Source organism: Adlercreutzia sp. CNCM I-6207 (assembly GCF_977072305.1).
Window position 1 is genome coordinate 78,004 of record NZ_CDRVLZ010000007.1, and the last position, 14,305, is coordinate 92,308.

Genomic DNA, 14,305 nt, shown 5'->3' on the forward strand with positions numbered 1-14,305 from the left:
GCAGCAAGGCGCGCAGGGCTCGACGAGACACAAGAGGAGCGCGCCCGGCAATATATGCAGCAGAGCGCGACCGACAAATCAGGATCCTCTGGTGCGCCTCATGAATTCTTTTGGCCAAAAATGCCACGCTAGCTGGCAGCTATCGCCCTTATTTTGCCCACTACCTTGTTTTTTCGAAAAGAGCTCTATAGCAGATTGGAGTTTTCCCTGTTCAGGAGCGCGCAATTAGTACTCCGATTGAGCCCAGCGTGAAGCTGATGCAGCCAGCGGCTCCTTTTTGGCCAGAACCTGCCCCCAAGCCTCCGCAAAAGCAGTTTCCGCCACTTTTTTGACCAGCATTGGGAACAAAGTCGAGCAGCCGGCCGGGGGCGGAACCGCTGCAGCTAGTCGATGATGTCGGTGTTGGAGGGGTGGCTGCGCTCGTAGTAGCGCAGGATCTCCTGGGCCGTCTCCTCCACGGCGCGGCCCTCAGTGTGCACGACGATGCAGCCCAAACGGCGCATGAGGGCGCGGCTGGCCTCCAAGTCGCGGTAGATGTACTCCGGATCGGCGTAGTTTTTCGCGAGCATGGCGAACTGGCCGCCGCCGGCCTTGCCCGCCGCCTTCTTGATGCGCTTGCGCCGAATATCGAGCAGCACCTCCGGCGTGATCATGAGACCGAAGAGGCGCGTGCGGTCCACATCGAAGATCTGCGACGGCGGCTCGGTGGTAGGATCCAGGGGCACGTTGGCGACGCGCAGCCCCTGCTGAGCCAGGTAGATGGAAAGCGGCGTCTTCGAGGAGCGGGACACACCCAAAAGCACGATGTCGGCCTTCGTGAGATCCTCGGGGTTCTGCCCGTCGTCATGAGCGATAGTGAACTCCAAGGCGCCAATGCGCTTGAAGTAGTTGTGGTCGACCACGCGCAGCATGCCGGGCTTGCCCACTGGCTCCATGCCGCTCATCTCCGAGACGGCGGCAACGGCGGAGGTGAGCACGTCGACGGCCACGATGTTGGGATGCTCGGCCAGAAAGACCTGCAAGGGCTCGCGGATCTCGGCGTTCACGAGGGTGTACATGACGAGCATGCGATCGTCGCCGAGCACCTCGGCGTGGTGACGCGCGTGGCCGAGGAGGTAGCCGCGCACCTCCTCGAAGCTTCTCACTTTCGAGAATATCTCCAGGTGGGGATTGGTGACGCCGAACTGGGCGGCGGCGGCCCGCGCCACCACCTGGGCCGTCTCGCCGATGGAATCGGAGATGATGTGGATGGTGGGCACGCGAGCCGCGCGCTCAGCCGGCGTCTTGTTGTGCATTACTTTTTCGCCATCTGGGAGAAGTCGGCGACATGGGCGAACACGTTGGCGAAGCGGTTCAGAAGCTTCAGGCGGTTCGCGCGCACGTCCAGATCCTCGTCCATGACCATCGTGGTGTCGAAGAACTCGTCCACCGGCGCGCGCAGGGCCGCCAGGGCAACGAGGGCGTCGGCGTAACGGTCGTCGGCGAGAGCGGCGGCCACATTGCCCTCGGCAGTGGCCACGGCCTCGGCGAGCGCCGTTTCCACCGCGGTGAGCTCGGCCTTCTTGTAGCCGGTGCCCAGACCGATCTCGCGCAGGTTGTTCGCGCGGGCAAAGGCGGTGGCCAAGTCGTCGAAGACCTGCGGATTCTCGGTGCGGGCGGCCTCCAGAGCCCGAGCGCGGCGGGCAAGCACGATCGGCTCCTCGATGCCGCAGGCGAGCACGGCGTCGATGGTGTCGGCCTTCACGCCGGCATCGCGCAGGGCCACCTTCTCGCGGGTGATGAAGAAGTCGATGATCTCGCGGCGCACCTCGGCGTTGTCGAACTGAAGCCCGGCCTCGCGGTAGATGATGAGCGAGCCGTCGATGGTCTCCACCAGGCTGATCGGCAGGCCCGTCTCCTCCAGGATGGCCAGCACGCCCAGGGCGGCGCGGCGCAGGGCGAAGGGATCGGAGGAGCCGGTGGGCGCCTGGCCCACGGCGAACAGGCCGCAGATGGTGTCGATCTTGTCGGAGAGCGCCACCACTTGTCCGACGATGTCGGCGGGGATGGCGTCGCCGGAAAAGCGCGGGCGGTAGTGCTCGGCGATGGCGCGGGCCACGCGAGGCGCCTCGCCGGCGGCGGTGGCGTAGTAGCTGCCCATGATGCCCTGGACGCTCGTGAACTCGATGACGGCGCTCGTCACCAGGTCGGCCTTGGCCAGGTAGGCCGATCGCGCGATGTCGCGCATCTCGGCGGCCTCGATGCCGGCGGCCGACGTGATGCGGGCCGACAGCTTCACCACGCGGGCGGTCTTGTCGCGCATGGTGCCCAGCGCCTCCTGGAAGACCACTTCATCGAGGCGATCGACGTAGGCATCCAGCGGCAGCTTCAAGTCCTCGTCGTAGAAGAACTTCGCGTCGTAGAGGCGGGCGGCCACCACGCGCTCGTTGCCGTCGACGATGGTGTCCTCGTGGGCCGGGTCGCCGTTGGAGACGATGATGAACTTGTTGGTGAGCTTGCCATCGGCGTCGTACAGCGGGAAGTAGCGCTGGTGCATGAGCATGGCGTCGACGATGATCTCCTCGGGAACCTTCAGGAACTCCTCGTCGAAGGTGCCCACCATGGGGGTGGGATACTCGGAGAGGTTGATGACCTCGGTGAGCGTCTTGGCCGGCAAATCGGCGGTGAAGCCGGTGGCCGCCTCGATGGCCGCCACGCCCTTGCGGATGACCGCCTCGCGGGCCTCTTGGGTGGGCACGACGAAGGCGCCCTCCACCACGGACACGAGGTCGTCGGCCGAGGCCACGGTGTGCGGGCCGGGGGCCAGGAAGCGATGGCCGCGCGTCTCGCGATCGGCAACGAGCCCCGCGTACTCCACGGGAATCACCGTGTTACCCAGAAGCGCCACCAGCCAGCGCACCGGGCGCGAGAACATCTCGGTCGTGGTGCCCCAGCGGCAGGACTTCGGCCAGGAGATGCCGTCGATGACGCCGCGCAGCACCTCGGGCAGCAGGGCCGCCACATCCTGGGAGGGAACCTGGCGCACGGCGTAGACGTACTCGGTGCCGTTCTCGTCGCGGCGCTCGAGCGCGTCCACGTCGAGCCCCTTGCCGCGGGCGAAGCCGATGGCGGCCTTGGTGGGGTTGCCCGCCTCGTCGAAGGCGATCTTGGCGGCGGGCCCGCGGAAGACCTCTTCCAAAGCCTCGGTTCGGGCGGCCACGTCGGTCACGATGGCGATGAGGCGGCGCGGGCTCGTGTAGATGGCCACCTCTCCATGGGGGATGCGCACGGCATCCAGAGCCGCGGGCACGAGCTCGGCCAGCTGCTCGGTGGCGCGCTTCAAATCGAAGGCGGGGATCTCCTCGGTGCCGATCTCGAAGGCGAGGGTTGCGGTATCGGACATCTTCTAGGCCTCCTTCTCGGACGGATCGGACGACTCGGACGGGGCGGAGACGGCGTCCTCGGCGATGGTCACGAACTCGAAGGCGCGCTCGGAGCGATCGCCCGCAGCGGCCGCGGCGCCGGGGCACCCGCCGCCAGAGGCGGGCTCGGGGCACGCCGGCACGACGTCGGCGGCTTCCTCGACAGCCGGCTTCGCCAGCGGGTCGGGCACGTCGGCGAGCAGGGCGTCCAAATCGGAGGTGTCCACGTCCATTCCCACGACGTTCTTCATGTAGGACGCGCAGCAAGCTTTGGCGAGCGTGCGCACGCGCAGGATGTAGGCCATGCGCTCGGTGGCGGAGATGACGCCGCGGGCATCGAGCAGGTTGAAGGCGTGGCAGCACTTCAGCACCGAGTCGTAGGCCGGCAGCGGGAGCGACGCCTTCAGGGTGCGCAGGCACTCCACCTCGCGATCGGCGAACTCCTGGAAGAGGAACTCGGTGTCGGCCACCTCGAAGTTGAACGCGGAGTACTCGCGCTCGTTCTCCAGGTACACGTCGCCGTAGGTGAACACCACGCCGTCGTCGCCGCGGGCCCACACGATGTCGTACATGTTGTCGACGCCCTGGACGAACATGGTGAGGCGCTCCAGGCCGTAGGCGATCTCCACGGGCACCGGGTCGCACTCGAAGCCGCCCACCTGCTGGAAGTAGGTGAACTGGGTCACTTCCATGCCGTCGATCCAGATCTCCCAGCCCAGGCCCCAGGCGCCCAGCGTCGGGCTCTCCCAGTCGTCTTCCACGAAGCGCACGTCGTGGGCCGAGATATCGATGCCGATGGCCTCAAGAGAGCCCAGATACAGATCCTGGATGTTGTCCGGCGAGGGCTTGATGAGCACCTGGAACTGGTAGTAGAACTGCCCGCGGTTGGGGTTCTCGCCGTAGCGGCCGTCGGTGGGACGGCGGCAGCCCTGCACGTAGCAGGTGCGCCAGGTGTCGGGCCCCAGCGAGCGCAGCGTGGTGGCCGGGGCGTTCGTGCCGGCGCCCACCTCGTTGTCGTAGGGCTGCAGCACCACGCAACCGGTGCTCGCCCAGTAGCGCTGCAGGTTCATGATGACGTCTTGGAAGGTGGGGGGCGTCGCCTTCCCGACCTTCTCGGCAGTGTCTGGTGCCATGGGTCTCCTTTGCTCGAATTACAGCGGGCCGACGTCGGTCAGCGGCCAGTAGATGAATATCGCCTTTCCCGTGACGCTCGACTCCTTGATGGCGCCGAAGTAACGGGAATCCTGGGAATTGGTGCGGTTGTCCCCCATGACCCACAGGCCGCCTTCGGGCACCGTGTAGGGGTAGTCGATGGTAAGCCCGTAGTAGGGCGTCAGCGGGTAGGACGGCTCGCCGCGGGTGTAGGGCTCGTCCTGCAGCACGCCATCTACATAGACGCGGCCGTCGCGCAGATCGACGGTCTGGCCGCCCACAGCGATGACGCGCTTGATGAGGATGCGGCCGCCCTGCTCCGGATCGGGGTCTTGGAAGGTGACGATGTCGCCGGGCGCCGGGTCGCTGCCGTAGTAGGTGATCTTCTCGGAGAAGACCATGTCGCCGGGCATGATGGTCTCCTCCATGGAGCCGGAGGGGATTTCGTAGGCTTGGAAGACGAAGGTGCGCAGCCCCCAGGAGAGCAGCACCACGAGAACCACGAGCACGAGCACGGAGAGCACCGTGCGCAGAAAGCTCGAGGCGCGCGAGGGACGGGGCTGGGGCTGCGGCTGGTAGCCGTAAGGGTCGGTCCCATAGCCGTTGTCGTACATCTTCGCGATGCCCCTTCCACGTTTGCTCTCACAATTGTCGGAAACGCTATGATACCCCTTCGGCCGCGCCCGTCGGCGCTGGTTCCAACAACTTCAAAAATTTCTGGTCAGCGGGGGTAAGGCGGCCCGCGGCCTCGGCGGCGGCGATGAGGTCGGGGCGGGCGGCGGCCGTGCGGGCGAGGGACTGCTCGCGGCGCCAACGCGCGATGGCGGCGTGGTTGCCGCTCGTGAGCACCTCGGGGACCCTCATGCCGCGAAAGTCGGCGGGGCGTGTGTACTGGGGATATTCCAGAAGGCCGCTGGTGAAGGACTCGTCCACGGGGCCTTCGGCCGCCCCTAGCACGCCGGGCAGCTTGCGCACCGCGGCATCGATGACCACCATGGAGGCCAGCTCGCCGGAGGTGAGCACGTAGTCCCCCAGCGAGATAACGTGGTCGGCCAGGGTGTAGACGCGCTCGTCGATGCCCTCGTAGTGGCCGCAGATGAACAGCAGGTGGTCGGCGGCGGCGAGCTTATCGGCGTAGGCGTCGTCGAAGGGGCGGCCCTGGGGGGCTAGGAAGACGATTTGAGGGGCTGCGGAAGAACGTTGTTGCGACTCCCCCTGGGGCGGAGCTGCAGCAAGTTTCGCTTCCACGAACTCTTTTCCCAGAATGGCTTCTACCGCCTCGAAGATGGGGTCGCACTTCATGACGAGGCCGGCGCCGCCGCCGTAGGGGTCGTCGTCGGTGGTGCGGTGGCGGTCGTGAGTCCAGTCGCGCAGGTCGTGGGCGCGAAATTCCAAGATGCCCTTCTCCTGGGCGCGCTTCATCATGGACTCGCCCATGACCGAGTCGTACATATGCGGGAACGTGGAGAGGGTTTCGATGAGCATAGGATCCCCTGTCGATGGGTGGCGCGGACGGGCGGAAAGAAGACGACGCGCGGGGCGTCCTACAGATCGAGCAGGCCGGCGGGCAGGGACACATCGATGCGGCGGTCGTCCTCGTCCACATCGACGATGAACTCGTCCACCAGCGGGATGAGCGCCTCTCCCCCCTCGGCGCGGCGCACCGTGAGCAAAGGCTGGGTCGCGCGCTCGGCGACTTCCACGACCTCGCCCACGTATCCCGCGCGCTCGTCGTGCACCGACCAGCCCTCCCAGGCGGGCAGCGCCTCGGCCTCTTCCAACACCGAGGCGTCGATGTCCTCCTCGCGAGCCAGAAGCTCGCAGCCGGCAAGAAGCTCGGCACTGCTCAGATCGGACACCTCGTCGAAGAAAACGAGCGCCTCGTTCTCGGCCCGTTCCGTCACCTCACTCACGGTGAGCGTGCGGGGCGCGTCCAGCTGAGGCGGCACGACGGCCAGCGTGAGACCGGGGTGCAGCACAAAGGGAAGGCCCGACGCACCTCGTGCGACGAGCCCTCCGTTCAAATTCTTCGGTTTCGCCAGATAGGCGATGGACATCCAGCCGCGCATTTAGTCGATGAGCTCCACATCGACCAGCTTGCCCGACTTCGACGCGGCGGCGCGGGCCAGGGTGCGGATGGACTTGATGACCCGGCCCTGACGGCCGATGACCTTGCCGGCATCGTCGGCGGCCACGCGGATCTCCACCATGATGTTGCCGTCCTCGGTCTCGGCGGCCGTGATGTCCAGGGCATCGGGCTCGTCGATGAGCGGACGGACGATGGCGTCGGTAAGGCCGGCGAGGTCTTCCGTGAGATCGGCCATGGTGCTAGGCGTTCTCGCGGGCGATCGTCAGCAGCTTCGCGACGCGATCGGTGGGCTGGGCGCCGTCGGCGATCCAGCGGTCGACCTTCTCCATGTCGAACTGGATCAGGTGCGGATGGGTGCAGGGGTTGTAGCGGCCCACTTCCTCGATGAAGCGGCCGTCGCGCGGAGAGCGGGAATCGGCGACGACGATGCGGTAGTACGGGCGCTTCTTGGCGCCGTGGCGAGCGAGGCGAATCTTGACTGCCATGAAATGGAACTCCTTCTTGTACTTTCATTCTCTATACGCAAGCACTGCTCGCACAGTGCGGCGAAAACAGCAATTGCTTATATTACGGCTTGAGCGCAGGAAAGGCAAGCGCCCATCCACGAACTATCCACGGACGGCACCCGGAACGGCTGGCAACTCCACCACGCGGGTGGCGAGGCGGAAGGCCAGGGCCGGGGAATGGGAGACGAAGATGAGGCCCATGGCGCGCGCCTCGGCCTCGGCGACGAGCGCCCGCCAGATCTGCGCCTGGGTCACGGCGTCCAGCATGGTGGAGACCTCGTCGGCGATGAGATAGCTCGGGTGCGCGCCGAGGGCCCGGGCGATGCAGAAGCGCTGCATCTCGCCGCCGGACAGCTCATGGGGATAGCGCGAAAGCCATGCGTCGCGGATACCCAAAAGCTCCCGCAGACGGCCCAGCTCCTCCTCACTTGCGCCGCATTCGGCGAGACTCGCCGCCATGCGCATGCGCGGATCCAACGTCAGCTCCGGATGCTGCCCGATGAGCTGCACCGGGCACGGGCCACGCCTCGGCAGCGGGGAGCCATCGACGAGCACCTCGCCCGTCCGGGGCGCCAGATAGCCCGCCAGCACGCGGCAGAGCGTCGTCTTACCGGTGCCGGAAGGCGCGGCCAGCTGCACGCGCTCGCCGGAGGCAACGGCGAGGGAGACGTCATCGAGAACGGGACGACCGTCGAAGGCGACGGAGAGGTGCCGGCCTTCTAACATAGCGGACCTCCTTCGGTGGGCACGACAAATCCGTGCTCGGGCAGGGCGTGCCAGAGCTGACGGGTGAAGGGGTGGCCCAGGGTATCGGGCGAGGCGAAGGCGGCGACCGAGGTCTCCTCCACCACCGTGCCGTCGCGGAAGACGGCGACGCGATCGGCCACGGTGAGCGCCAGCTCGATGTCGTGGGTGATGAGCATGACGCCGCCGCCGGCGTCGGCAAAGGCGCGGAAATCCGCAAGCGCCGCCTGGGCCAGCGACAGATCGAGGCCGGGCGTGGGCTCGTCGGCGATGATGAGCTTTGGCGCGTCCATGAGCGCGCAACACAGAAGCACGCGTCGGGCCATGCCGCCGGAGAGCTCGTGGGGGTACAGGCGCGCGACCTCCTCGGCAAGGCCGTAGCGGGCGAACAACTCGGCGCGCCGGGCGCGGCGGCGGGCGGCATCGGCGCGCCGGGCCGCACCGCGTCCCCGCGGCATGCCTTCCACTTGGCGCCCCACCCGCATGAGCGGATCGAGGCTTGCCACCGATTGGGGCACAAGGGCAATGCCGCGCCCGCGCTCGGCGGCCAGGGCCGCCGCGTCCATGGGACGGCCGTCGAACCAGATGCGCCCGCGCACGAGCGCGTTGGACTCGAACAGGCCCAGCACCGCGTCGGCCAGAAGCGTCTTGCCCGAGCCCGAGGCGCCCACCACGGCGACGATCTCCCCCTCGTGCACGGAAAGGCTCAGGGAGCGGATGACCTCCACCTCCCGCTGGGGCGCGTCCAAATAGCGCCCCAGCCGTCCCCGATCTGCGCGCGAATCCCCTTGCGCCCTCGTCGCCGCCGCTTCTTCATCGTACATGAGAAACGACACGGAGAGATCCTCCACCGTCAGCAGGTGATGGCCGTGCCCGTGGCGCGACGTGGCCGCGTGGGAGTGGTGATGATGCACCGGCTGAGCACCGTGATCGACGGCCTCGTGGGCGACGGCAGGCTTCTCTTCCATACTCCCCTCCTATTCCTGGGCGTAGGCCGGATCGACGAGCTTGCGCAGGCTCGTTCCCACCACATCGAACAGCATGACGCAGACGACAAGCGCCAGCCCCGGGAACACCGCGAGCCACCACAGCCCCGCCGACAGGTAGCCCATGGCCTCGGAGAGGATGATGCCGATGGCCGGCATCTCCGGCGGCAGCCCGAAGCCGAGGAAGGTGATGGCCGCCTCGTGAAGGATGGCGTGGGGAAACAGCAGCACGAGCCCCACGACGAACTGCGGCAGGACATAGGGCACCATGTGCCGTGCGGCGATGGCGAGCCGGCCCGCACCGAGACGGGCGGCGGCCGCGACGAAATCGGAGGATGCGCACTGGAGTATTTCCGCGCGCAGGATGCGGGCGAGGCTCGGCCAGTGCGTGAGGGCCACGCCGATGGTGACGCCCCAGAACCCCTTGCCCAAAGCGTAGGAGATGAGGATGAGCAGCACGATGTGGGGAATGCCCATCATGAGGTCGATGAGCCAGCTGACCGCATGGTCGGCCCAGCGGGGGCCCAGCGCCGCCGCGGCCGCCAGCGCGAGCGCGATGAGCGAGGAGGCCACAGCCGCCATGAGGCCCACGAGCACGCTGGTGGAAAGGCCGGCCAACGTGCGCAGGAGCATGTCGCGGCCCATCCAGTCGGTGCCGAACGGGTGCGAAAGCGAAGGGGGCAGGCTCTTGGCGGCGAAATCGGTCGCCTGGGCGGCCGGCCCCGCCATGAGACCGGCCACCACAACGGCAGCCAGCAGCAGCGCCCCGCCCAGGGCGAGCGCGAAGGCACGGCGGCGATTGGGCAACCGAAGGCGCCGCGGCGCCGAGAGCACGGGGGGTTGGTTGGCAAAAACCGCATCAGTCATCAGCGACCTCCTTCTGCCGACGCACCGGGCGCATACGAGGATCCACCAGGCCGTAGATGAGGTTCGCGGCCAAGTTCCCTGTGAACACGAGCGCCGCCGACACAAGGGCGATGCCGGCGAGCAGGGCCACGTCTCCCCCGAGGCCGGCCGTGACGGCGGCCTGGCCGAGACCGGGATAGCTGAACACCTCTTCCACAAGCACCGAGCCGCCGAAGATCTCGGCGATCTGGGAGAACTGGAGCGTGATGGCCGGGAGCGCCAGATTGCGCAAGCCGTGGCGGATGAGCGCCTCGCGCCGCGTGAGGCCGCGGGCCCGGGCGAAGCGGACGTAGTCGCTGTTCAGCACATCGATGGCCTTGGCCCGGGTGTGCAGCGCCACGTTGGCCACCCCCACCACCGATAGCGTGATGGCCGGCAGCGCCATGTGATGCAGCGCATCGGCGAAGGTGACATCGACGGCCGCCACTCCCACGGGCACCGAGAAGCCGAGGGGGAACCACCCGAGCCACACGGAGAACACCATGAGCAAAAGCAGCCCCACCCAAAACGTCGGCGAGGCGGCCAGAACGAAGCAGTAGCCGCGCACGAAGCGATCGAGCAGCCGCCCCTCGCGCGGGGCCGCCGCCACGCCCAGGACGAAACCGAGCACGCCGGAGGCGACCCACGCCACCCCCATGAGGGCGAGCGAGTTGGCCGCCCGCGAGGCGATGACCTCGGCCACGGGCGCGTTGTAGCGCAGGGACATTCCCAAATCGCCATGCAGAAGGTCGCCGGCCCAAGCGAGGAAGCGCTCGAACATGGGCGTGTCGGCTCCCCAGTAGGCCGCCAGCGCCGCCCGCTTCTCCTCGCTCATGGACATGAGCGCCGCCTGCCCCACGTTGGCCTGCAGAGGATCCACCGGCGAGAGACTGACCAGCGCGAACGTCACCACCGCCACCGCCACCATCAACAGCAGGAACCGCCCAAGCTGCGACACAACGTACCTAGCCATGGCACAACCCCATTACTCTCGCAGCAGCGAGCTTTGGGCGGTGCTCACAAAGCGAGTTCCGCAGATGGTATCGAAGGCGCAGCGAGTACGGGAAAAGGCAATCATGTCGCCTTCGATACCAGCGAGGACTGTCTGAGCGACTGAGCACTGCCCAAAGCTCGCGTCCGACGATGTTCAACATAGTTTTAGCTCCAAGACCACTGGTCGATATTGTTCACCAAAGACCACCCGTGCCCGTGGGGGTGCGGCTTCTGCTCGGCCACAATAAGCCCCTCGCGCTCGAAGTACAAGTGATCCACGTTGGCGAGCCACACCCAGGTGGCCGCTCCCTCCGGCGCCACGCCAGTCTCAGTGGCCGCATCCCACTGGGCGGCCCGGTAGAAGGGATAGGACTCCTCCACCGTGCGGGCCGCCTGGGCCGCTTCCAAGTTCGCGTCCACCGTGTCGCTCATGTACTGGGCGTAGTTGCCCCAACCGGTGGAGTAGGTGAGCTCGAACAGCTCCACCGGCGAGTTGGAACCCCAGCCCCACAGCACCGGATCGGCGTACTGCCGCAGGTAGATGTCGTCCCAGCTGGCCCCCTTCGGCTCGACAGCGATGCCGAGGGCCGTCGCCTGATCGGCGAAGTCGTAGGCCAAAGCCTGGCGCGTAGAATCGCCGGCGGCGTAGTACAGGTCGAAAGCGCAGGGCAGCCCGTCCCGGGCGCGCATCCCGTCGTCGCCTCGGGCCCAGCCGGCCGCATCCAGCAGGCGCTCGGCCGCCGCGACGTCGGTTTCCACGCGCATGGCATCGCTCGACCAGGGCATGCCGTCGCCCACCGAGTAGGCCGCCCGGCCGAAGCCGGCCAGCACGTGCTCAATCATGCGCACGCGATCGATGCCGTAATTGAGCGCACGCCGCACGGCGATATCGCTCGTGACGTCGTTGCCGCCGGCGTAGACCATGTCGCCTTCCACGGTCACATCGGTGCCAGCGGGGTTGCAGGGCAGCGAGATGCCGCGGGAGTCCACCGAAGCGCAGTTGAGCAGCGTGTAACCCGCGGGAACCGCCCCGGCCAGCGCCGCCGAGGTGTAGGCCACGTCCGCCGTGCCCGACTGGGCGGCGGCCAACGACGCGTCCTCTTCCATAAACAGCACTACAACGCGGTCCATGAGCGGTTTCTCGCCGTAATAGTCGGGGTTGGCGCGCAGGATCACCTGCTGGCCGCGATCCCACTGCTCCAGCATATAGCGGCCGCTGCCGATGGGGTGCTCACCGTAATCGGGCCCGTAGGCGTGGGCCGGCACGATGCCCACCACGGCGAGCGTGTACAGCAGCGCATTGTTCGGGCGCTTCATGGCGATCTCGCAGGTTATGGCGTCAACGGCCCGCGCCTCGTCCACCATGGACAGATCCGCTTCGGCCGCTTCGCCGTTCACGATTCCGTTGATGGTGAAGGCCACGTCCTCGGCCGTGAGCGGCACGCCGTCGGTGAACATCACGCCCTCGCGGATATGGAACGTCCAGGTGAGGCCGTCCTCGGAGCAGCCGTAATCGGTGGCGAGATCGTTCACGAAGGCGAGGTTGTTGTCCGTGGCGATGAGCGTCGATTGGATGAGCGGCTCGTGCACGTGCTCGCCGGCCCCCCACCCCACGAGCGGATCGAAGCCGGCGGCCGGTTCCGAGGAGGGCGTCATGGTGATTACCACCTGGCTTACGCCGTCGGGACCGACGCCGGCACCCGCCGCGCCGGCAGCCACAGGTTCGTTCGCGCCCGAGTCTGCCGCTCCCCGTGCGCACCCCGCCAAAAGCGCGACGCTCCCCGCCGCTCCGGCAAGTCCCGCTGCACGCACGAAGTTCCTTCTCGTCAGGGCCATGGCTTCTCCTCCTGTTGGTGTTACGTCTCTTCAATGCGTAACAATACCATAGGCGAGCCACCAGTGTTACGGAATTTCGATTCGTAAGACGAACGGCCGATGCGAAAGGTAAATAGCCGGCACCCCGCCAATGCGGGACGCTGTCGCGGGGCGGGGTTCCGCGCGCAGTTCAATGGAGTGCGCGCATCACCTTCCAAACCGCGGCGATACGGTGCACTCCATTGCTGTTTGAGCACGGAGCCCCACCCCGCGACAGCGTCCAGAGGGGCGTCTCGGCCGTCAACAGCGGAGAAACTACTGTCCCATCATATCTTGGATCTTCTTGAGGTCGCTCATGGACATGCCGCCCATGCCCGGAATACCCAGGCCGCGGCGGCGCTTGCCCTTCTTCCCCTTCTTGCCCTTGCGCGAGGCCTGCTGCTCCATGCCGGCGGTGGCCTGCTTCACCATTTTCTTCGTCTCGTTGAACTTCTTCATCATCTGGTTCACGTCGGTGACGGTGACGCCGGCGCCCTTGGCGATACGGGCGCGGCGGCTGCCGTTCAGAAGCTCCGGTTTGGCGCGCTCGGCCTTGGTCATGGAGTTGATGATGACCTCCATGGCGTCGAGTGCCCCTTCATCAACCTGACCCGAGCCGAGCGCTTTGTCGCCGCCGGGCAGCGCGCTGATGAGCTTGGAAACGCCGCCCATCTTGCGCACCTGCTTGTTCATCATGAGGAAGTCGTCCAAGGTGAGCTGGCCGCGCATCATGCGCTCGGCCTCCAGCTCCTCCTCTTCGGCCTGCTGCACGCGCACGGCGTTCTCGATGAGCGAGACGACGTCGCCCATGCCGAGGATGCGCTTGGCCATGCGGTCGGGGTGGAAGACCTCCAGGGAATCGGGCTTCTCGCCCGAGGAGATGAACTTGATGGGTTTGCCGGTAACCTCGCGGATGGAAAGGGCGCCGCCGCCGCGGGCGTCGCCGTCCATCTTCGACATGATGACGCCGTCGAAGTCGACCGACTCGGCGAAGGCCTCCACGACGTTCACGACGTCCTGGCCGGTCATGGCATCCACCACCATGAGGATCTGATCGGGGTGCGTGGCGTCCTTGATGGCCTGGGCCTCCTCCATCATGTCGGCGTCCACGTGCAGACGGCCCGCCGTGTCGATGATGACCACGTCGCGCAGGTTGTCGATGGCGTCCTGGATGCCCTCGCGCGCGATGGCCACCGGATCGCGCCCGTCGCCGCGGTAGACCCGCACGCCGATCTCGTCGCCGAGCGTCTGTAGCTGGTCGGCCGCCGCGGGACGGTACACGTCGCCGGCGATGAGCAGCGGCGAGTGATTCTCCTGCTTCAGCCGGTAGGCGAGCTTGGCCGCCGCCGTGGTCTTGCCGGAGCCCTGCAGGCCCACGAGCATGATGACATTGGGGATGCGGCTTGAGAGCACGAGCCGGGAATCGGTGCGGCCGAGCAGCTCGGTCAGCTCGTCGAGCACGATCTTCACGACGTTCTGGGCCGGGGTGAGCGAGTCCAGCACGTCGGCGGAAAGGCAGCGCTCCTTGGTGCGGGCGACGAAGTTCTTCACTACCTTGAAGTTGACATCGGCCTCCAAGAGTGCCAGGCGGATCTCGCGCATGGCAGCGTTGATGTCGTCCTCGGTCAGGCGGCCCTTGCTGCGCAGGCCGGAGAAGATGCCCTGAAGGCGTTCGGAGAGGTTCTCGAGCATGGG

At 67.0% G+C, this 14,305-nt stretch carries 14 protein-coding genes; all 14 read right to left on the reverse strand.

Annotated features, from left to right (window positions below; all coding sequences use genetic code 11):
• Positions 1–383: 383 nt before the first annotated feature.
• The 14 genes from ACW4QM_RS05240 to ffh all read right to left on the reverse strand — a co-directional run bounded on the left by ACW4QM_RS05240 (position 384) and on the right by ffh (position 14,302).
• Complete coding sequence (locus ACW4QM_RS05240) at positions 384–1,295, reverse strand: pyruvate, water dikinase regulatory protein (protein ID WP_161128073.1); 912 nt, start codon at positions 1,293–1,295, stop codon at positions 384–386.
• On the reverse strand, positions 1,295–3,382 hold the full coding sequence (gene glyS, locus ACW4QM_RS05245) for a glycine--tRNA ligase subunit beta (protein ID WP_161128074.1): 2,088 nt from the start codon (positions 3,380–3,382) through the stop codon (positions 1,295–1,297). Before glyS ends, ACW4QM_RS05240 begins: the two co-directional genes overlap by 1 nt.
• A 3-nt stretch (positions 3,383–3,385) precedes the next feature.
• The gene (locus ACW4QM_RS05250) at positions 3,386–4,534 is read right to left on the reverse strand and encodes a glycine--tRNA ligase subunit alpha (RefSeq protein WP_232325685.1); all 1,149 of its coding nucleotides are present in this window, start codon (positions 4,532–4,534) and stop codon (positions 3,386–3,388) included.
• Between the two features lie 18 nt (positions 4,535–4,552).
• The gene (gene lepB / locus ACW4QM_RS05255; protein WP_117283974.1) at positions 4,553–5,167 is read right to left on the reverse strand and encodes a signal peptidase I; all 615 of its coding nucleotides are present in this window, start codon (positions 5,165–5,167) and stop codon (positions 4,553–4,555) included.
• Positions 5,168–5,213: 46 nt separating this feature from the next.
• Positions 5,214–6,038, reverse strand: a complete 825-nt coding sequence (gene trmD / locus ACW4QM_RS05260) for a tRNA (guanosine(37)-N1)-methyltransferase TrmD (protein ID WP_161128075.1) — start codon at positions 6,036–6,038, stop codon at positions 5,214–5,216.
• Positions 6,039–6,097: 59 nt separating this feature from the next.
• On the reverse strand, positions 6,098–6,622 hold the full coding sequence (locus tag ACW4QM_RS05265) for a ribosome maturation factor RimM (RefSeq protein ID WP_161128076.1): 525 nt from the start codon (positions 6,620–6,622) through the stop codon (positions 6,098–6,100).
• A complete protein-coding gene (locus ACW4QM_RS05270; protein ID WP_022740121.1) occupies positions 6,623–6,877 on the reverse strand; it encodes a KH domain-containing protein in 255 nt (84 codons plus the stop codon).
• Positions 6,878–6,881: 4 nt separating this feature from the next.
• Positions 6,882–7,127, reverse strand: a complete 246-nt coding sequence (gene rpsP, locus ACW4QM_RS05275) for a 30S ribosomal protein S16 (RefSeq protein ID WP_022740122.1) — start codon at positions 7,125–7,127, stop codon at positions 6,882–6,884.
• Between the two features lie 123 nt (positions 7,128–7,250).
• Entirely contained in the window at positions 7,251–7,874 is a 624-nt protein-coding gene (locus ACW4QM_RS05280; RefSeq protein WP_114548764.1) for an ABC transporter ATP-binding protein, read from the reverse strand.
• A complete protein-coding gene (locus tag ACW4QM_RS05285) occupies positions 7,868–8,860 on the reverse strand; it encodes an ATP-binding cassette domain-containing protein (protein ID WP_114548763.1) in 993 nt (330 codons plus the stop codon). Before ACW4QM_RS05285 ends, ACW4QM_RS05280 begins: the two co-directional genes overlap by 7 nt.
• Positions 8,861–8,869: 9 nt before the next feature.
• Entirely contained in the window at positions 8,870–9,745 is an 876-nt protein-coding gene (locus ACW4QM_RS05290; protein WP_114548762.1) for an ABC transporter permease, read from the reverse strand.
• Positions 9,738–10,736 carry an ABC transporter permease gene (locus ACW4QM_RS05295; RefSeq protein WP_161128077.1) on the reverse strand — a complete coding sequence of 333 codons (999 nt, stop codon included), beginning with the start codon at positions 10,734–10,736 and terminating at the stop codon, positions 9,738–9,740. The genes ACW4QM_RS05290 and ACW4QM_RS05295 overlap by 8 nt, the downstream gene beginning before the upstream one ends.
• Before the next feature lie 185 nt (positions 10,737–10,921).
• Positions 10,922–12,592, reverse strand: a complete 1,671-nt coding sequence (locus ACW4QM_RS05300; protein ID WP_161128078.1) for an ABC transporter substrate-binding protein — start codon at positions 12,590–12,592, stop codon at positions 10,922–10,924.
• Between the two features lie 294 nt (positions 12,593–12,886).
• Positions 12,887–14,302: a signal recognition particle protein gene (gene ffh, locus ACW4QM_RS05305; RefSeq protein ID WP_022740128.1), complete on the reverse strand. Its 1,416-nt coding sequence runs from the start codon at positions 14,300–14,302 to the stop codon at positions 12,887–12,889.
• Positions 14,303–14,305: the final 3 nt, after the last annotated feature.